Origin of the sequence: Isoptericola sp. NPDC019571, assembly GCF_044389385.1 — a bacterium.
Lineage (GTDB): Bacteria > Actinomycetota > Actinomycetes > Actinomycetales > Cellulomonadaceae > Isoptericola > Isoptericola nanjingensis.
This window is the reverse complement of the sequence record NZ_JBIRXZ010000006.1, coordinates 275,319-293,914: the sequence shown is the minus strand read 5'-3', so window position 1 is coordinate 293,914 and position 18,596 is coordinate 275,319. Positions and strand designations below refer to the sequence as shown.

At 75.6% G+C, this 18,596-nt stretch carries 19 protein-coding genes and 1 riboswitch; of the genes, 9 read left to right on the top strand and 10 right to left on the bottom strand.

Annotated elements, in window-relative coordinates:
- The first annotated feature begins 121 nt into the window (after positions 1-121).
- From ACH443_RS13345 to ACH443_RS13330, 4 genes are all read left to right on the top strand, one after another.
- Complete coding sequence (locus ACH443_RS13345; RefSeq protein ID WP_430590578.1) at positions 122-1,384, top strand: AGE family epimerase/isomerase; 1,263 nt, start codon at positions 122-124, stop codon at positions 1,382-1,384.
- Entirely contained in the window at positions 1,381-1,836 is a 456-nt protein-coding gene (locus tag ACH443_RS13340; protein WP_430545905.1) for an RrF2 family transcriptional regulator, read from the top strand. Before ACH443_RS13345 ends, ACH443_RS13340 begins: the two co-directional genes overlap by 4 nt.
- Before the next feature lie 184 nt (positions 1,837-2,020).
- Positions 2,021-2,947, top strand: coding sequence for a sulfite exporter TauE/SafE family protein (locus tag ACH443_RS13335; protein ID WP_429766304.1), 927 nt, complete (start codon positions 2,021-2,023; stop codon positions 2,945-2,947).
- 150 nt (positions 2,948-3,097) lie between these two features.
- Positions 3,098-3,877 (top strand): PAS domain-containing protein, encoded by a 780-nt coding sequence (locus tag ACH443_RS13330; RefSeq protein WP_429766306.1) that lies wholly within the window; start codon positions 3,098-3,100, stop codon positions 3,875-3,877.
- Positions 3,878-3,908: 31 nt separating this feature from the next.
- Here ACH443_RS13330 and ACH443_RS13325 read toward each other — a convergent pair whose 3' ends face one another.
- A complete protein-coding gene (locus tag ACH443_RS13325) occupies positions 3,909-4,175 on the bottom strand; it encodes a DUF4235 domain-containing protein (protein WP_429766307.1) in 267 nt (88 codons plus the stop codon).
- 159 nt (positions 4,176-4,334) lie between these two features.
- Positions 4,335-4,439, top strand: a riboswitch (TPP riboswitch).
- 71 nt (positions 4,440-4,510) lie between these two features.
- Here ACH443_RS13325 and ACH443_RS13320 point away from each other — a divergent pair.
- From ACH443_RS13320 to ACH443_RS13310, 3 genes are read left to right on the top strand one after another with little or no spacing between them, the layout of a single operon-like run.
- Complete coding sequence (locus tag ACH443_RS13320) at positions 4,511-5,584, top strand: thiamine ABC transporter substrate-binding protein (protein ID WP_429766309.1); 1,074 nt, start codon at positions 4,511-4,513, stop codon at positions 5,582-5,584.
- Positions 5,560-7,362, top strand: coding sequence for an ABC transporter permease (locus tag ACH443_RS13315; RefSeq protein ID WP_430557355.1), 1,803 nt, complete (start codon positions 5,560-5,562; stop codon positions 7,360-7,362). Before ACH443_RS13320 ends, ACH443_RS13315 begins: the two co-directional genes overlap by 25 nt.
- Positions 7,362-8,159: an ABC transporter ATP-binding protein gene (locus tag ACH443_RS13310; RefSeq protein WP_429766312.1), complete on the top strand. Its 798-nt coding sequence runs from the start codon at positions 7,362-7,364 to the stop codon at positions 8,157-8,159. The genes ACH443_RS13315 and ACH443_RS13310 overlap by 1 nt, the downstream gene beginning before the upstream one ends.
- A gap of 12 nt (positions 8,160-8,171) precedes the next feature.
- Here ACH443_RS13310 and ACH443_RS13305 read toward each other — a convergent pair whose 3' ends face one another.
- Both ACH443_RS13305 and ACH443_RS13300 read right to left on the bottom strand, forming a co-directional pair.
- A complete protein-coding gene (locus tag ACH443_RS13305) occupies positions 8,172-8,873 on the bottom strand; it encodes a response regulator (RefSeq protein WP_430590577.1) in 702 nt (233 codons plus the stop codon).
- On the bottom strand, positions 8,870-10,111 hold the full coding sequence (locus ACH443_RS13300; protein ID WP_430590576.1) for a sensor histidine kinase: 1,242 nt from the start codon (positions 10,109-10,111) through the stop codon (positions 8,870-8,872). Before ACH443_RS13300 ends, ACH443_RS13305 begins: the two co-directional genes overlap by 4 nt.
- A gap of 164 nt (positions 10,112-10,275) precedes the next feature.
- Between ACH443_RS13300 and ACH443_RS13295 the strand changes: the two genes are divergently transcribed.
- On the top strand, positions 10,276-10,746 hold the full coding sequence (locus tag ACH443_RS13295; RefSeq protein ID WP_430590575.1) for a DUF6069 family protein: 471 nt from the start codon (positions 10,276-10,278) through the stop codon (positions 10,744-10,746).
- Here the strand turns inward: ACH443_RS13295 and ACH443_RS13290 are convergent.
- Entirely contained in the window at positions 10,709-11,848 is a 1,140-nt protein-coding gene (locus ACH443_RS13290) for a PrsW family intramembrane metalloprotease (RefSeq protein WP_430557360.1), read from the bottom strand. The genes ACH443_RS13295 and ACH443_RS13290 overlap by 38 nt on opposite strands.
- Positions 11,849-11,945: 97 nt before the next feature.
- Here ACH443_RS13290 and ACH443_RS13285 point away from each other — a divergent pair, with 97 nt between their 5' ends.
- Complete coding sequence (locus ACH443_RS13285; protein WP_429766321.1) at positions 11,946-12,560, top strand: dihydrofolate reductase family protein; 615 nt, start codon at positions 11,946-11,948, stop codon at positions 12,558-12,560.
- Here ACH443_RS13285 and ACH443_RS13280 read toward each other — a convergent pair.
- The 6 genes from ACH443_RS13280 to ACH443_RS13255 are packed head-to-tail and all read right to left on the bottom strand — an operon-like array spanning position 12,539 to position 18,596.
- On the bottom strand, positions 12,539-14,149 hold the full coding sequence (locus tag ACH443_RS13280; RefSeq protein WP_430590574.1) for a SpoIIE family protein phosphatase: 1,611 nt from the start codon (positions 14,147-14,149) through the stop codon (positions 12,539-12,541). The two genes, ACH443_RS13285 and ACH443_RS13280, sit on opposite strands and share 22 nt — an antisense overlap.
- The gene (locus ACH443_RS13275; RefSeq protein WP_430590573.1) at positions 14,146-15,909 is read right to left on the bottom strand and encodes an ATP-binding protein; all 1,764 of its coding nucleotides are present in this window, start codon (positions 15,907-15,909) and stop codon (positions 14,146-14,148) included. Before ACH443_RS13275 ends, ACH443_RS13280 begins: the two co-directional genes overlap by 4 nt.
- Positions 15,906-16,946, bottom strand: coding sequence for an ATP-binding protein (locus ACH443_RS13270; protein WP_429766324.1), 1,041 nt, complete (start codon positions 16,944-16,946; stop codon positions 15,906-15,908). The genes ACH443_RS13275 and ACH443_RS13270 overlap by 4 nt, the downstream gene beginning before the upstream one ends.
- Positions 16,943-17,362: an ATP-binding protein gene (locus tag ACH443_RS13265; RefSeq protein WP_429766326.1), complete on the bottom strand. Its 420-nt coding sequence runs from the start codon at positions 17,360-17,362 to the stop codon at positions 16,943-16,945. Before ACH443_RS13265 ends, ACH443_RS13270 begins: the two co-directional genes overlap by 4 nt.
- Entirely contained in the window at positions 17,359-17,766 is a 408-nt protein-coding gene (locus tag ACH443_RS13260) for an STAS domain-containing protein (protein WP_429766327.1), read from the bottom strand. Before ACH443_RS13260 ends, ACH443_RS13265 begins: the two co-directional genes overlap by 4 nt.
- A complete protein-coding gene (locus tag ACH443_RS13255) occupies positions 17,763-18,596 on the bottom strand; it encodes an STAS domain-containing protein (RefSeq protein WP_429766328.1) in 834 nt (277 codons plus the stop codon). The genes ACH443_RS13260 and ACH443_RS13255 overlap by 4 nt, the downstream gene beginning before the upstream one ends.

Sequence of the window (18,596 nt, the reverse complement as noted above, 5' to 3'; positions counted from 1 at the left end):
AGGGGGTGGGAGAGTAGGACGCCGCCGGACACCCATTCACGAAAGGCCCACCCCACACCGGGGTGGGCCTTTCGCATACCCGCAACACCCCACCATGCCGCCGTGCCGATAGGCTCGTCGGGTGACTGGAGCACCGCACCTTCCTGCCACCGGACCGACGTCGTCGTGGCGAGCCCAACACTTCGTGAGCCTGCTGGACTTCGCGCGGCCGTCCCTGGGAGGGGACGGGACCGCCGGGTGGCTCGACGAGGCCGGGGCCGTCGACCCGGCACAGCCGGCTCACCTGTGGATCACCTGCCGGATGACGCACTCCTACGGGCTCGGACATCTCCTGGGGGTCGAGGGCGCAGGTGCGCTGCTGGACCGGGGGATCGCCGGCCTGTCGCGGGCGTTGGCGGACGCCGACGAGGGTGGCTGGCTGGCCTCCCGGGGTCCGGGCGACGCGTTCGACGGGATCAAGCAGGCGTACGGTCATGCGTTCGTCGTGCTGGCCGGTTCGACCGGGACCGTGGCGCGCGTGCCAGGTGCCGTGACGCTCCTCGAGGCGGCACTGTCGGTGCTCGACCGACGGTTCTGGGAGGCCGAGCACCAGCTGCACCTCGACGAGCGGTCGCGCGACTGGGGCACGGTCGACCCGTACCGCGGGGTCAACGCGAACATGCACTCCGTCGAGGCGCTCCTTGCCGCGCACGACGCCACGGGGGAGACCCGCTGGCTCGATCGGGCGGCGGTCGTGGCCGACCGCGTGATCGGCTGGGCTGCGGGCAACGACTGGCGGATCCCGGAGCACTTCGACACGGAGTGGCGGCCGCAGCTCGAGTACAACGCCGACCGTCCGCACGACCCGTTCAAGCCGTACGGCGCCACACCGGGCCACGGCCTGGAGTGGGCGCGGTTGCTCCTGCAGGTGGACGTCGCCGCGGGGACGCAGGGCCGGCGCACCGACGCAGCACGGCAGCTGTTCGATCGCGCCGTGGCCGACGGGTGGGACGGGCCCGGGGGCGGCTTCGTGTACACGACGGACTGGCACGGGACCCCGGTCGAGGCGCGCCGCTTCCACTGGGTGGCGGCCGAAGCGGCCGCGGCGGCCGACGTCCTGCACCGCACGACGGGCGAGGCGCGCTACGCCGAGCTCGCCGACACGTGGTGGGCGTGGATCGACGCCCACCTGGTGGACCACGAGCGGGGCTCCTGGTTCCACGAGCTCGACACGGCCAACCGCCCCTCGGGCCGGACCTGGGTCGGCAAGCCCGACATCTACCACGCGGCCCAGGCCGTGATCCTGCCGGACCTGCCCCTCACCGGGTCGTTCGCGGCGTCCGCCCGGGAGGCCGGGCCGCTGCTGGCCGGCACGCGACTGGGCGACGCGGTGACGACCTCGTGAGGATCTCCGCGAAGGCCGACTACGCGGTGCGGGCGGCCGCCGAGCTCGCCGCGTCCGGCGAGGGCCCCGTGCCGGCCGAGGCTCTCGCCCGCGCGCAGCAGGTGCCCCACCGCTTCCTCGAGGCGATCCTGAGCGACCTGCGGCGCGAGGGCATCGTCGCGAGCCGTCGCGGCGCGGGCGGCGGGTACGTGCTGGCCCGTCCGGCCGACAAGGTCACCGTCGCCGACGTCGTGCGCGCCGTGGACGGGCCGCTGGTTTTCGTGCGCGACGCGCGGCCCTCGGACCTGGAGTACACGGGCGCGGCGGCGTCGCTGCTGCACGTGTGGGTGGCGCTGCGCGTGAACGTCCGGGCCGTGCTGGAACAGGTGACCCTGGCGGACCTCGCGGCCGGGACGATCCCCGACGTCGTGCGCCGGCTCACCGAGCAGGAATCGGCGTGGATCAACCCGTGAGCCCCGCTCCCGCGGCCTGACCGGCACGGGGCGGTCGGGGCGCGGCACGGCCCGCGCCGACCCCGGAAGGCGCGTCTCAGCATGCAGACAGATTCTTGAGACCGTTGAATCCGATAGAGCCGATCGGGTAACTTCACTGCAGACGCGGCGGACCCGCTGCCGCGCCGAAACGGAGGGAACCCCCGTGCGGACTCTCGTCCTCCTTGCCCTCGTGGGCCTCGGTGCGCAGCTTGTCGACGGCAGCCTGGGCATGGCCTATGGCGTCACCTCGACCACCCTGCTGCTCGCGATCGGTACCAACCCCGCGGCCGCGTCGGCGACCGTCCACCTCGCCGAGGTCGGGACGACGCTGGCGTCCGGTGCGTCGCACTGGCGGTTCGGGAACGTGGACTGGAAGGTCGTCACCAAGATCGGCATCCCCGGTGCGGTCGGCGCGTTCGCAGGCGCGACCTTCCTCTCGTGGCTGTCGACCGAGATCGCCAAGCCGCTGATGTCGATCCTGCTGCTGGGGCTGGGCCTGTACGTGCTGCTGCGCTTCACGCTCCGCGGGCTGCGCACGGACCGCCTCGGGCAGCCGCTCCGGAAGCGGTTCCTCACCCCGCTCGGCCTGGTCGCCGGGTTCATGGACGCCACGGGCGGCGGCGGCTGGGGGCCGGTGGGCACGCCCGCCATCCTCGCGAGCGGCCGCATGGAGCCCCGCAAGGTGATCGGCTCGATCGACACCAGCGAGTTCTTCGTGGCCGTCGCCGCGAGCCTCGGCTTCCTCTTCGGCCTCGGGACCGCAGGCATCAACCCGACCTGGGCCCTGGCGCTGCTCATCGGCGGCCTGATCGCGGCGCCGATCGCGGCGTGGCTCGTCCGCCTGGTGCCGCCGCGCGTCCTCGGCTCCGCCGTCGGCGGGATCATCGTGCTCACCAACGTCCGCACCCTGCTGAGCCTCGACGAGTTCCCGGTGAGCGACGGCGTGCGGGGTCTCGTCCTCGGGCTCATCGCGGTCGGCTGGGCCGCCGCCGTCGCCTACTCGTTCCGCGAGCACCGCAAGGCGGTCGCGGCGGAGCGGGCCGAGGCGGCCGGCGAGCACCCCGAGGCCGCGGCGACGACGGTCGCCTGACGCCTGCCCCGGCACGGCCGAGGCCACCGACAACACCGCCACCGCACGTCACCCGCCGTGCGGTGGCGGTGTCGCGCCGTCCCGGTACGGTGGTGAAGCCAGGAGAACTGCGCGCCTGACCCAGCTGCACGGCACTGGGGGTGAGCCTCGATGTCCAGCACGACCAACGACACACCGCGCCGCGAGCTCGTCGCCCTCGCGGAGCTGCTGGGTGCGGGGAGCCAGCTGCTCGTCGGCCGGTACCGCGTCGACGTCGCCACGGGGGAGTGGTGGTGGTCGGACGAGGTCTTCCGGATCTTCGGTCGCGAGCCGGGCAAGATCGCGCCGGGACCGGAGGTGCTGCGCGCCCACCTGCATCCCGACGACCGCGAGCGGCTCTCCCGGACGGCGGTGGTCGCGCTCGGCACCGGGCGGCCGTTCTCGGGGGCGCACCGCGTCGTGGACGACCACGGGCGCACCCATACCGTCGTCGTGACCGGACAGGGAAGGCACGGGGCCGACGGCGCGTCGTCGCAGATCGTCGGCTACGTCATCGACGCGAGCCCGGTCGTGCGGGACGCGCTGGAGCGCGAGGCGCACCGGGCCGTGTCCCGAGCGTTCGTCGCGGCCGCGGCCGCCGAGCAGGCCAAGGGAGCCATCATGGCGGTGTGCGGCGTGGACGAGTCGGTCGCCACCGAGGTGCTCGCGGACGCCGGCGCGCAGGTCGGGATCTCCGCCCAGTCGGCGGGCGAACAGGTGATGAAAGGGCTCGCGCGGCCCGTCGGGGACCGCGACGCCGCGCTCACGGCGGCGGAGGTGGTGCGGTCCGCCCCGCCGGCCCAGGACGCGGCGGACCGGCTCAGCCAGGCGCTCGCCACCGTGCGGCCGGTGGACCGGCCGCACGGGCACGACGCGCAGCTCGCCCGCCGGCGTCCGCGCGCGAGCCACTGACCCGCAGGGCGGGCCCGTCAGGAGCGGGGGATCAGCGGCCGGGGACGAACCGGGCCGCCGCGCGCACGGCGCCCTTGCGGGCGAGGCGCTTCGCGAGCACCGCGACCCCGCCCGAGACCGCCGCGAAGGTGACGGCCTGGATGATCGAGATCTCGTCGTCGTCCACGTTGGTGGGCGCCACGCTGCCCGTCGTCTTCTCCCAGACCACCCCGATCAGCTTCTGCGCGACCCATCCGGCGGCGATCGTCAGCACCACCGTGCCGACCTTCACGCCCAGCGGCTGCTCGGTGTCCGTCACGTGCTCTCCCTCGGTAGGTCCCGGCGCGGCCGCGGCACGACCGCGCGTCGTCTCGCGTGCGTCCGCGGCCGCCGGACGGCGTCACGGCACGTCAGGCACGTCACACCCCGAGGCCGAGGACTGCACCACGGTAGCGCGGCGTCGGCGGGTAGGCTCGTGGTGATACGACAGGGGAGCGCCCACCGGCGCTGAGAGTGCGGACCGCCGCAGACCCTCGAACCTGACCCGGTTAGCACCGGTGGAGGAAGTCGGGAATCTCGTTCCCTGCGGACGGCCGCACCACGACGGTGCCGGGTGCCCGCAGGACCCCCTTCTCGCACCTTGAGGAGGACAGCATGAAGCTCACGACCACGGCCCGGACCACGGCCGCCACCGCGGGCGTCGTCGCCCTGCTGCCGCTGCTGGCGGCGTGCGGCGGGACGCCCACGGACGACGCGAGCGGCGCGGCGTCGAGCACGGTCACGCTCGTCACCCACGACTCGTTCGCCGTCTCCGACGACGTCCTGGCCGCGTTCGAGAAGGAGTCCGGTCTCACCGTCGAGCAGGTGGCCCCGGGCGACGCGGGCACGCTGGTGAACCAGCTCGTGCTCACCAAGGACGCGCCGCTGGGCGACGTCGTCTTCGGCGTGGACAACACGTACGCGTCGCGGGCCGTCGACGCCGGGGTCTTCGAGGAGTACCAGCCGGCCGACCTCGCCCCGGAGGTCGCGGCCTACGCGCCCGACGACCTGGCGGGCACGCTGACGCCGGTCGACGTGGGCGACGTGTGCATGAACCTTGACGACGGCTGGTTCGAGAAGCACGGCGTCACGCCCCCGACGACGCTCGAGGACCTCGCGAAGCCGGAGTACGCGGACCTCACCGTCGTGACCAATCCGGCGACGTCGTCCCCCGGCCTCGCGTTCCTGCTCGCGACGATCGGCGCGTTCGGCGCGGACGGCTGGGAGGCCTACTGGGCCGACCTGCGCGACAACGGCCTCAAGGTGGCCGAGAGCTGGGAGGACGCGTACTACGTGGACTTCTCCGGCGCCGGCGAGGGCGGGCAGCGCCCGATCGCGCTGTCGTACGCGACGTCGCCCGCGTTCACCGTGAGCGACGACGGGAAGACCTCCGCCACGAGCGCGATGCTCGACACCTGCTTCCGGCAGGTCGAGTACGCGGGCGTGCTGGCGGGCGCCGAGAACCCCGAGGGCGCCGAGAAGCTCGTGGACTTCCTGACGAGCGCCGAGTTCCAGGCCGACGTGCCCGGCCAGATGTACATGTACCCCGCGGACCCGGGCGTGGAGCTGCCCGCCGACTGGCAGCAGTTCGCGCCCCTGGCCGACGAGCCGTTCGAGGTGGCGCCCGCCGACGTCGCCGCGCACCGCGACGAGTGGATCGAGCAGTGGACGGCGACGGTCGTCGGCTGACGCGCCCCGTGCCCCGCGTCCCGCGCGCCACCGCCCGCCCGGCAGCCCGGGCGGCGCGGTGGCGCGCCGCCCGGCGGGGTGCAGACCGATGGGGCGCGTGGCTCGGCTGGGGCGCGGCCGTCGCGCTCCCGCTGGGCTTCCTCGCGGTCTTCTTCGCGTGGCCGGTGGTGTCGCTCGTCCTGCAGGGGTTCTTCACCGAGACCGCGGCGGGGCGGGAGCTCGACCTGTCCGGCTTCGCAGAGGTGCTGTCCCAGGAGCGCACGTGGCGGATCGTCGGGCAGACGCTCGCCCAGGCGATCACGGGCACGGCGCTGTCGGTGCTGCTCGGCCTGCCCGGCGCGTACGTGCTGTACCGGTGCCGGTTCCCGGGGCGCACCCTCGTGCGCGGCCTGGTGACCGTGCCGTTCGTGCTGCCGAGCGTCGTCGTCGGCGTCGCGTTCCGCGCGCTCTTCGCCCCCGGCGGGCCGCTCGGCTGGGCGCACCTGGAGGAGAGCTTCGCGGGCATCGTGCTCGCCCTGGTCTTCTTCAACTACGCGGTCGTGGTGCGCACCGTCGGCGGCATGTGGGAGCGGCTCGACCCGCGCGCCGAGCAGGCCGCCCGCGCGCTCGGCGCCACGCCGTGGCGCGCGTTCCGCACCGTGACGCTGCCCGCGCTCGGCCCGGCGATCGCGTCGGCCGCCGCGGTCGTCTTCCTGTTCTGCGCGACGGCGTTCGGCGTCGTCCTCGTCCTCGGCGGCCTGCGCTACGGCACGATCGAGACGGAGATCTGGACGCGCACCACCCAGTTCCTCGACCTGCGCTCGGCGGCGGTGCTGTCGGTGCTGCAGCTCGTCGTGGTGGCCGGCGCGCTGCTGGTCAGCTCCCGCGCCCGGGCGCGCCGGGAGCGGGCCCTGCACCTCACGAGCGACAGCGTGTCCGCGCACCGGCTGCGGCTGCGCACCGGTGCCGACGGCACGGACGTCGTGCCGGCGCTCGTCACCCTCGTCGTGGTCGCCGGGCTGCTCGTGCTGCCCATGGCGGGGCTCGTCACGCGGTCGCTGCGGGCTCCCGACGGCTCCTGGGGCCTCGACAACTACGTGGCCCTCGGCACCACCGGCGGGCGCAACGCCCTGACCGTCACGGTCTGGGAGGCACTGGGCAACTCGCTGCGCACCGCGGCGTGGGCCGCGCTGATCGCCGTCGTCGTGGGCGGCCTCGTGGCGCTCGTCGTGTCGCGTCGCCCGCGGCGGGCGGGTCTGCGGAGCGCCGTCGGGGTGCTCGACGCCGCGTTCATGCTGCCCCTGGGCGTCTCCGCCGTGACGGTGGGCTTCGGCTTCCTCATCACGCTGGACAAGCCGTTCGGGCTCGACGTCGACCTGCGCACCTCCGGCGCGCTCGTCCCGATCGCGCAGGCCGTCGTCGCCATCCCGCTCGTCGTGCGCACGATGCTGCCGGTGCTGCGCGCCATCGACCCGCGGCTGCGCGAGGCGGCCGCCACGCTGGGCGCGGCGCCGGGGCGGGTGCTGCGGACCGTCGACGGCCCGCTGGGCGCGCGGTCGCTGGGGCTGGCGATCGGGTTCGCGTTCGCGGTCTCGCTCGGAGAGTTCGGTGCGACGTCGTTCCTCGCCCGCCCCGACACGGCCACGCTGCCTGTGGTGATCTACCGGCTGATCGGGCGGCCCGGGGCCGAGAACTACGGGATGGCGCTCGCGGCGTCCGTGGTGCTGGCCGTGCTCACCGCGACCGTCATGATGGTGGCCGAGCGCCTGCGCGGCGACCGGCCGGGAGGGGAGTTCTGATGGAGCAGGGCCAGACGACGGGGCTCGTCGTGCGCGACGCCGTCGTGCGGTACGGCGCCACGCGCCGCCGACCGGGGGCGGTCGCGGTGGACGGCGTCTCGCTCGACGTCGCGGCAGGCGAGATCGTCGCGCTGCTCGGGCCGAGCGGCTGCGGCAAGTCGTCGCTGCTGCGCGCCGTCGCCGGGCTGGAGCCGCTCGCGGGCGGCACCGTGGCGTTCGACGGCGCGGACCTCGCGGGCGTGCCCGTGCACCGCCGGAACTTCGGCCTGCTCTTCCAGGACGGCCAGCTCTTCCCGCACCGGGACGTCGGCCGTAACGTGGCCTACGGGCTCGAGACCCTGGGCGTGCCGCGTGCCGAGCGGGCCGCGCGGGTCGCCGAGCTGCTCGCCGACGTCGGGCTCGCGGGCTACGAACGCCGGTCCGTCGCGACGCTGTCGGGCGGGGAGAAGCAGCGCGTGGCGCTCGCCCGGGCCCTCGCGCCCCGCCCGCGGCTGCTGCTGCTCGACGAGCCGCTGTCCGCCCTCGACCGCCGCCTGCGCGAGCGGCTCGCCGTCGACGTCCGCGACACCCTCCAGGCCACCGGCACCACCGCCGTCTTCGTCACGCACGACCACGACGAGGCCTTCACCGTCGCCGACCGCGTCGCCGTCATGGACGCCGGGCAGCTGCTCCAGGTGGACGCCCCCGACGTGCTGCTGCGCGCGCCCGCGAGTCCGCGCGTCGCGGAGTTCCTGGGGCTGTCCGCGGACGGCGACGTGCCGGTGCCCGGCCGCCCCGAGGAGCCCGTGCGGGGCTGACAGGGCCTGCGCTCATGCCTCGCCGGCGTCGTGCACGAGCAGGGCGACCTGCGTGCGGTTCTCCAGCCCGAGCTTCTCGAGCACGCTCGACACGTGCGCCTTCACGGTCGGCACGCTGAGGTAGAGCCGGGCCGCGATGTCGGCGTTCGACGCGCCAAGGCCGAGCTCGACGGCGACGTCCCGCTCGCGGGCGGTGAGCGCGTCCAGGGCGGCGCGGGCGCGGTCGCGCGACCCGTCCGAGCCGGCGACGGCGGCCATCAGCCGCCGCGCGACGTCGGGCGCCAGCACCGGCTCGCCCGCGGCGGCCGCGTGGACGGCGGCGGCGATGCGGGCGGGCGGCATGTCCTTGAGCAGGTAGCCCGCGGCCCCGGCGCGCAGCGCCCCGCCCACCTCCTCGGCGGTGTCGAACGTGGTGAGCACGACGACGGCCGGCGGCGACGGGCGGGCGCGCACCCGCCGGGTGGCCGCGATGCCGTCCACGCCCGGCATGCGCAGGTCCATGAGCACGACGTCGGCCGGGTGCGCGTCCAGGACGCCGGGCACCTCCGCACCGTCGGCCGCCTCCGCCACGACCCGCATCCCGTGCGCGCCGTCGAGCATGAGGCGCAGGCCCGCGCGCACCAGCGCGTCGTCGTCCACCAGGACGATCCGCACGGGGGTCTCGTCCACGGGGCCGGTGGCGGGGAGCGGGCCGGGCCCGGGCGTCGTCGTCACGCGTCCCACGGTAGCCACGCCTCCACCGTGAAGCCGCGCGACGCGTCGGGGCCCGAGCTCGGCCCGGTGGCCAGCGTGCCGCCCAGCAGCGTGGCGCGCTCGCGCAGCCCGACCAGCCCCGTGCCCGTGCCCACCCCGTCCGGGGCGACGGCGCCCGGTGCCGCGCCGTCGTCCACCACCCGCACCCGGACCTCGCCCGGAGCGGTCGCGACGGTCACCCGCACGGCCGCGCCCGGCGCGTGCCGGCGCGCGTTGGTCAGCGACTCCTGCACGACCCGGAACACGGCCGTCGCGACCGTGGCCGGCGGGACGTCGTCGCCCGTGCGTTCGTACGTCACGTCGGTCCCGGCGGCGCGGGAGTCGTCGACGAGCCGGCGCACGTCGTCGAGGCCGGGTACGGGGCCGAGGTCGTCCGGGCCGGCGCGGAGCAGGCGGATGACCTGCCGCAGGTCCTCGAGCGCGTCGCTCACGCCCGCGCGGACCCGCCCCGCGGCGGCGGCGAGCGCGGCCGGGTCGGCGTCCGGGCGGTACTCCATCGCGCCCGCGGTGGCAGCCAGGAGCGAGAGGCGGTGCGCGAGGGTGTCGTGCATCTCGCGGGCGATCCGGGTGCGCTCGGCCGTGCGCGCCTCCGCGACCCGCCGCTCCTGCTCGGCCTCCGCGCGGCGCGCCCGGTCGCGCAGGGACCACAGCACGAGGGACCGCTCGCGCCCGTACGCGCCCCAGCCGAAGAGCGCGGCGTGGACCGCGACGTCGCACAGGAGCCACCAGCCCAGCGGCAGGCCCACCGGACGCCACAGCGCCTGGACCGCGTGCCCCAGGATCCCCGCCCCCGCGACCCACGCGGCGGTGCGGACCGGGTACCAGCGCGCCACCTGCAGCGTGCCCACGGTCGCCGCGGGAGTCGCCGCCCCCGACACGGCGGCCAGGGCGGCGAGCGCGAGCGCGGCGGGCACGCTGCGGCGCGTCAACAGGAACGGGACGAGGGCGAGGGACGCGAGCGCGACGGCGACGTCGACGACGGCGGGCACCTGCGGCGTCGTGCCGACGACGGAGGTGTCCGGTGCGGCGGTCACGACGGCCGCAGTCGCGGCGGCGGTGAGGACGGCGACGAGCCCCCAGGCGGTCGCGACGACGCCGCGCGGCACGGGCGGGGGTCCCTGGGCGGGCGGCGGGCCCGGGACGCCGGCCGGCCGGGGGCCGACGACGGCGGGCTGCGGGGTGGTGCCGGTGGACGTCATGACCGGGACGCTACGGCGGGCGGTCGCACCGCGACACCGTCGAAAGTCGGGGGTGGTCCCGACCGGCGACCAGGCGACGACCGACCGCGGCAGGGCGCGCGGCAGGCACGCCGCGCGGGAACGTCGTCGTGCCGGCAGGGTGCCGGCGCCGAGGAGGGGACGACATGGACACCACGACGAACAGGACCGGCGGGACGCAGGGCCGCACGCCGCGAGGACCGGCGGGGCGCACGTGGCGCGACCGGGCGTGGTGGAACCGTCCGCGGACGGTCGTGGTGGGTGCCGTGCTCACGGGGGCGGTGGTCTTCCTGGTCGGCACGCTGGCCGGCGTGGACCCCCAGGTCCGGGCCGGGTCGGGCACCCTCGAGGTCACGATCTCCCTGGTGATCGCCACGAGCCTCACGGCGGCACTGGGTGGCTGGGGCGTCCGCGCCCTCCTGCTGCGCCGCCCGGAAGGCGGCCGCACGGCGTGGCTGGTGCTGAGCGGCGCCGTCCTGCTGGTGTCCCTGCTGGGCCCGCTGGGTGCCGAGAACGCCGGCGCGACGGTGCTGCTCCTGCTGGAGCACCTCGCCGTCGGCGGCGTGATCATGGTGGGCCTCAGCGGGGCGGAGCCTCGGGGCGCCAGAGCGGCGTGACGACGTCCCGTGCCGCGAGCATGAGCGCGAGCAGGGGGCCGCGCTGCCGCTCGAACGCGGCCCGGTCCACCAGCCCGCGGTCGAGGCGGCGGTGCAGCATCGCCAGCTCGGTCGCCGCCTGCTGGTAGTCCCGCATCGCGCGGGCCGGGCCGGGGCCGCCCGCGGCACGCACCTGGGCCCGGGCCCGGCGGCGGCGCTTCAGCGACGTGAGCATCACGACGTCCGGCAGGGCGACGACGCCCAGCGGACCGTACTGCGGCAGGTGCTGCCCGATGAGCGCCACGATGCGCGCGCGGTCGTGACGCACGACGACGAGCAGCCCGACGACGACCCCCAGGCCCAGCAGGTACACCGCGACGACGGCCTCGACGCCGAGCGACGCGGCGCCGTTCCACAGCGCGTGGTACGTCATCGCGCCGAGCAGGCCGAGGAGCACGGGCCACACCCGGGCCCAGCCGCGCGGGGCGAGCGCGGCCGTCGCGATCCCCAGGCCGGTGAGGGACGTGCACAGCGGGTGGATCAGCGGCGACAGGAGGCCGCGGGCCACGAACGTCGCGGCCAGCCCCTCCGGGCCGGCGACCGTGTAGTAGTGGATGTTCTCGATCGTGGCGAAGCCGAGGCCCACCATCGAGCCGTAGATGATGCCGTCGGTCGGGCCGTTGAGCTCGTGCCGGCGGAACCAGAGCATGCCGACGAGGACCAGCGCCTTGAGGGTCTCCTCGACGACGGGCGCGGTGAGCACCGCCGTCGCGACGAAGCCCTCCTCCTGGCCGAGCAGCGGCGTCCACAGCAGGGTGAGCCCGGCGGTGTTGATCCCCATCGCGACCAGCACGGACACGCCCGCGCCCCACAGGAACGCGAGCACCAGGGCGTCCGGCGGCTCCGGCTCGAGGCGGTCGAGGGCGAGCACGCCCGCCAGCAGCAGCGGGAGGGGCAGGACGGCGAGGAACAGGCCCTCGAGGAACGTCGGGCCCTCCGCGGACGTCACCACCAGCGCGGCGAGCAGGCACGCCGACGACACGGCGATCGCGACGATGACGCCCACCGACGGGCGGCGCGTGGGGCGCCCGTCGAGGATCGCGCGAGGGTCCAGGGCCGGCATGGGCCCTGATCCTAGGTGCGACGGGGCTGCGGCACCGCGATGATCTCCCCAGCGGACCAGGTCGACCCCGCCGTCCGCCCGTCCCGGAGGAGCCCTCATGGCCACGGTCGTGTCCACCCTGTTCATCTCGCTCGACGGCGTCGCGGAGATCGACCCCGCCTGGCACTTCCCCTACTTCGACGACCACATGGCCCGCGCCGTCGACGACGACTACCGCGACACCGACGTCCTGCTGATCGGCCGCGTCACCTACGACAGCTTCGCCGGCGCGTGGCCCGGTCGGGAGGAGGCGGGCGAGGAGGACGCGGCGTTCGCCCGGCGGCTGGGGGACATGCGCAAGGTGGTCGTGACCCGCTCGACGCACGACCTCGGCTGGCGCCACGTCGAGCGGCTCGACGGCGACCTGCCGGCCGCAGTCGAGGCGCTGAAGGCCGAGGACGGCGTGGAGAAGATCCTCGTGCCAGGGTCGCTGTCGGTCGTCCGCCAGCTCCTCGCGGCGGGGCTGCTCGACGAGCTGCGCCTGCTGGTGCACCCGGTCGCGGCCCGCCGCGGCGCGCGCCTCTTCGACGAGGGCGACACGGTCTACCCGCTGGCCCTGCGCCGGTCCGAGGCCTTCCCGACCGGCGTGGTCCGCCTGGTCTACGCGCCGGGCGAGCTGCCGAGCCTGGCGGGGTACGACGACGTGAAGGGTCAGGTGCCGAGCGGCGACTGAGGGTCGCTCGTCCGACGGACGACCACGACGGCGACGTCGTCCTCCCGGCCGGCGTCGGTGAACCTGTCCACGAGGCGTGCGCACACCTCCGCAGGGGTGAGCCCGGCGAGCGTGCGGGCCGCGTCCACGAGCTCGTGGACGCCCTCCCGCAGGGTGCGGTCGCGGCGCTCGACCAGCCCGTCCGTGACGAGCACCAGGAGGTCGCCCGGGCCCAGCGCGTCGCGCCGTGCGGGCCGCTCGTCCGGGCTCGCCAGGCCCAGGAGGCGGGCCGGCGACTTCTCCGCGACCACCGTCCCGTCGGTCCGGACCACGAGCGGAGGCAGGTGGCCGGCGTCGGTCATCTCGATGCTGCCGTCGGCGGGGTCGATGACGCAGACGCACACCGTGGTGAGCTCCGGGTGGTCCTGCCGCAGCGAGTCGTTGAGCAGGTCGAGCGCGCGAGCGGCATCGTGGCCCTCGCGCAGGTAGGCGCGGAGGGTGAGGCGCACCTCGGCCATGACGGTGGCCGCCCGCAGCGAGTGCCCCTGGACGTCCCCGATCACGACGGCGACCCGGCCGTCGGGCAGGTCGAAGGCGTCGTAGAAGTCCCCGCCGACGTCGAGGCGCTCGTCCGACGCCTCGTAGCGGGCGGCGACCTCGACACCGCCGCGCACCGTGAGACCGGAGGGCAGGAGCCGCCGCTGGAGCGCCATCGCGATGCGGTGCTCCTCGGCGAACGTCTTGAGGTTCCGGAGGGCCACGGTGATGCCCTCGGTGAACCGGGCGGCGACCTCACGCTCCTCCGCCGACGGGCTGCTGGAGGCGTCGTCGGCCTGCAGCGCCAGCCCGCCCACGAGGTTGCCCTCGGCGTCGCGCAGCCACACCGTCCACCAGGCGGACCGCGGCACGCCCGCCTGCGCCAGCAGGGGGACCCAGTGGTCGGGCACGTCGTCGGCGCCGAACGTGGCCGACGAGACCGGCCCCGGCGGCAGCACGGGGAGCGTCCCTCGCCCGCGCACCAGCGGCGCGTCCGGGGCAGGGCACACCGCGCGGACCACGGTCTGCTGGTCGACGACCACCATCGCGACGGCGGGCCGCCCGAGCACGGCGCAGGCGCCCTGGGCGACGAGGTCGGCCACGAGCTCCTGGGTCCGGGCCTGGTGCAGGAGTGCGAGCGCGTCGGCGAGCGCCTCGAACCGACGCACGGCGCGCCCGGCCCCGCGATGGGCGTCGTGCGCGCGGCACAGTGCGCCCACGGTGGCCAGGAACTCGTCCTGGTCGAGCGGCTCGGGCAGGTAGGCGTCGGCGCCGCCGGCCAGCCCGGCGGTCCGTGCGGCGGCGTCGATCGACGTGGCGGACACGTGCATCACCGGAACGTGGGCGGTCAGCGGGTCCGCCTTGATCCGGCGGCAGACCTCGGACCCGGTGAGGTCCGGGAGGTTGACGTCGAGGACCACCGCGTCGATCGTCGCGGTCACCAGGTCCAGCGCCTCCGCGCCGGTCCCCGCCTCGAGCACGTCGAAGCCCGCGCCCCGCAGCCACGTCGCCATGACGTAGCGGTGCGCGCGGGTGTCGTCCACGACGAGGACGGTGCGGTCGGCGGGCGTCATGCGGCACCGCCGCCACGGAGCGCGCGGGTGAGGGAATCTCGGTCGAGCGTCGACTTCGGCAGGAAGGGCGCCGGCCGCCCCACCCCTGTCTGGTCCGGGGCGGGGCCGCTGGACATGAGCGCGACGGCCAGGTGGGGGTGCTCGGCACGGAGCCGCGCGAGCAGGCCCACGCCGTCGAGCTCCGGCAGCCGCACGTCCACGACGGCCGCATCGGCAGGGGCGTCCCGCAGGAGAGCGAGCGCGTGCCGCCCGTCGTGGGCGACGCTGACGCGGCCGGCGTCCTCGCGCAGCAGTCCCGCGACGTACGCGCCGTACGACCGGTCGTCGTCGACGACCAGGACGTGGCCGAGCCCGGTCTCCGCGTCCCGCCCGGCCGTGGCGGGGGAGCGCGTGGGCGTGGGCACCGCCGTCGCGGTCCCCGCCGGGTCCGGGGGCGCGACGGGGAGGACGACGGTGAACGTGCTGCCGACGTCGGGGGCCGAGCTCGCCGTCAGCGTCCCGCCGAGAGCCTCGGAGGTGCGCCGGGCGTAGGGCAGGCCGAGGCCGGTCCCCCGGACGCCCGGCTGGAGGCGGTTGGGCACCTGGACGAACTCCTCGAACACGGCGTCCAGGTGCTCGGGGCCGATCCCCAGGCCGGTGTCCTCGACGACGAACCGCACGGCGTCGCCCTCGACGCGGGCGTCGAGCCGCACGCTGCCCCGTTCGGTGAACTTGACGGCGTTCGTCAGGAGGTTGCGCAGGACCCGCGCGACCAGCCGTCGGTCGCTCACGAGCGCCAGCCCGGGCTCGCACGCGACCACCAGCTCCACCCCGTCGCGCACCAGGGGGAGCGTCGTGCCCCGGAGCTCGTCGAGCAGCGCGGGCACGACGATCGGCGCGGGCGCCACGTCCTGGTGCCCGGCCTCCGCGCGCGCGAGATCGAGGAGCTCGTCGACGAGGGTGAGCAGCGTGGCCGCGCTGTCGCGCACGAACTCCACCTGCTCGGCCTGGTCCCCGGACATCGTCGACGCCTGCAGGAGCGAGGTCAGCCCGATGATGGAGTTGACCGGGCTGCGCAGCTCGTGGCTGACGTTGCGCAGGAAGCGCGACTTGGCCTCGTTCGCGGCCGCCAGCTCCCGGCCGCGCTCGTCGAGCTCGGCGTACAGCGCGACGACGCCGGTGTTGGTCTCCTCCAGCTCTGCGGAGAGCTGGTGGTACATCGCGAGGACGCCGCGGTTGGTCTCCTCCAGCTCGGTGTTGAGCCGGCGGAGCTCCTCCCGCTGCGTCACCAGCTCGTCGTGCGTGCGCAGCAGCTCGGCGTTCTGCACCCGCAGCTCGTCGAGGGCGTTGGCCCCGTAGCCGACGGTGATCGCGCGGCGCAGGGCGTCGGTGGTCGCCGTGTCGAGAGGCGCGGAGGCGCCCAGCTCGACCACGAGGGTGACGTGGCGGCCGTCCGCGCCGAGCACGACCTCGTCGACGAGACGCCGTGCCGCCGGGACGCCACCGTCGGCGGCGCTGCCCGTCGTGGTCAGGCCGGCGGCCGACTCGAGGTCCGCACGCAGGAGCGGCCGGGCGCCCCGGTCGAGGCCGATGGTGACCTCCACGGGCCCGAGCGCGACGGCGGCACGACCGACCTCGGAGAGCGCGGTGGCGACCCGCACCTGGGTGTGGACGTCGAGGCCCAGGGCGCGGGAGATCTCGCGGCCCGCGCGGCGCAGGGCGAGCAGGTCCGTGTCGCCCTCGAGCCGGGTGGTGAGGAGCGGGGTGCCGGCCGTGGTCACGGGGTGCCTCCCAGGGGGACGACCACGACGCACGCGTCGTCCCGTCGCACGGCGAAGTCGCGCATGAGCACGCCCGCGACGACGAGAGGGGTGCGAGCCGTCAGCCCGGGGTAGGCGGCCAGGCTCGCGCGGTCGGTGAGCCCGTCGGAGTGCAGCACGAGCAGGTCGCCGGCGCCGACGGGCACGGCGACCTCGCGGACGGCCCGTGCGTGCGTGCCGGCGATGCCGGGCTGGCTCACGAGGCTCCGCGGCCGGTCGGCGCCCTGCACGGTGCCGCCGATGTTGCCGAGCCCGGCGTGCCGCAGCGTCCCGCGCTCCGCCCGCGACACGGAGACCGCCGCGCCGCGCGTGCCGCCCAGAGCGCCGTGGACCCGTGCGAGGAGTGCGGAGGGGCCGGCGGGCTCCGCCTCGAGGAACGCGCGGACCGCCGACTGCGACGCGACGGCGGCCAGGGGACCGTGGCCGAGCCCGTCGGCGACGAGGACCGAGGTCACACCGTCGTCCGTCCGGAGGGCGAACGCGTCGCCGCAGACGGCCTGCCCGGTCATCGGCCGCGTCAGCCCCGCCCCCGGTGCGGGATCGGGGCGGGAGCCGGGGGAGGCGAAGGTGGCGGCCACCACCGTGCCCTGCCCGGGCGCCGACCAGGCGTCCCACGACGAGGTGAGCCGCGGCAGCGTGCCGAGCCCGATGCCGAGGGTGCCGCGCGAGGACACCCCGTCCCGCATCGCGGCGTCGAGGTCGCGCATTCCGGGGCCGGAGTCCACCGCCAGCACCTCGAGCGCGGCGTGGTCGTCCCAACGACGGACGCGCAGCACGACCGACCCCGAGCCGGCGTGCCGGGTCTGGTTGGACGCCAGCTCGGACACCACGAGGCCGGCCTCCGCGGCGCGCGCCTCGCCCAGCCCGAGGCTCAGCGCGGCCGTCGTCGCGGCGCGCCGGACCGCGCCGACGGCGGAGGGATGGTCGACCGTGTGCCACACCCCGGCCTCCAGGGCGACCGCCGCGTCGGGCGAGGACGGCCCCGACGGGGAGATCATCGCGACCAGGTCACGATCTCGACCCGGGTCCCGGCTCCCGGTGCCGTGTCGATCGAGAACTGCTCCACCAGCCGCCGTGAGCCGGACAGCCCGAGGCCCAGCCCGTTGCCGCTGGTCCAGCCGTCCGTCAGCGCGAGGTCGAGGTCGGCGATGCCCGGACCCTCGTCGGAGAAGACGGCCCGGACCCCGGACCGTCGGCCGTCGGCGACGAGCTCCACCTCGACCTCGCCGCCGCCGCCGTAGACCAGCGTGTTCCGCGCGAGCTCGCTCGCGGCCGTGACGAGCTTCGTCTGGTCGACGAGGGAGAGCCGCGCCTGCTGCGCGACCGTGCGGACGAGCTGTCGGACCCGGACCACGTCGGAGTCGGCACGCACCTCGAGCCGTTCCGTCGCCGTGGCCGAGGGCGCGGTCGTCATCTCGACTCTCGTTCGGCGGCCGCCGCGAGCAGCACGCTCTCGGCGGACTCGTGGGCCGGGGCGAGCATCGCGAGGCCGCGCTCCACGTCCAGCGCGGTGCGGACGCCGCCGAGGGACAGCCCCAGCTCCACCATCGTGATGGCCACGGCGGGCCGCATGCCGACCACCACCGTCTGCGCGTCCAGGACGCGGGAGATCGCGGCGACCGACGCCAGCATCCGGCCGATGAAGCTGTCGACGATCTCCAGGCCCGAGATGTCGATGACGACGCCGCGCGCGCCGGTGCGTGTGATGCGCTCGGCCAGGTCCTCCTGCAGCTGCAGCGCGGTGTCGTCCTGGAGGTCCACCTGGATCGACACGAGGAGCGTCGACCCGATCTTGAGGATGGGGACGGCGTCGCTCACGCGGTCACCTCGGTGTGCGAGCGACGACCCTCCCGCAGCGCGTCCACGAGCGCGTCCGCCAGCGTCGCGCGGGTGCGGATGTCCCCGAACTCGATCCCGAGCGCGACGACGGTCTGCGCGATCTGGGGACGGATGCCGCTGATCGTGCACTCCGCGCCCATGAGGCGCGCCGCGACGACCGTCCGCAGCAGGTGCTGGGCCACCTGCGTGTCGACCGCCGGCACGCCGGTGATGTCGATGATGGCCTGCGTGCTGCCCGTCTCGACGAGGGTGTTGAGCAGCTTCTCCATGACGACCTGGGTGCGCGCGGAGTCGAGGGTCCCGACCAGCGGCACCGCCACGATGCCCTCCCAGAGCTTGACGACCGGGGTCGACAGCTCCAGGAGCTGCTCGGCCTGCTCGCTGATGATCGACTCGCGGGCGGCGGCGAACGCCTCGAACGTGAACAGCCCGAGCTCGTCCACGAGGCGCAGCAGCGGCAGGACGCGCGTCATGGTGTCGTCCGACCCGGCCAGCCCGTACAGCCCCTCCTTGAGCGCGAACACGCCCACGGCGGTCTCGCGGGGCGTGAAGCCGAGCCGGGCGCGCGCGGCGGAGACGTCCGCCAGGATCCCGCGCAGCTGGTCGAAGGCCTCCGACTGCAGGTCGGTGCCTCCCGCCTGCAGGCCGTCGACGAGGGCCTGGTAGATGTCGGACTGCTCGCGCTCGAGCTCGCCGCGGGTGGTGCGTCCGCGCAGCTCGTCCACCGCGGCGTCCAGCCAGGCGGGGCGGACGGTCTCCGCATGGTCGACGAGGGTCTGTGCCAGGGCACTCGGCGCGACAGCAGTCAT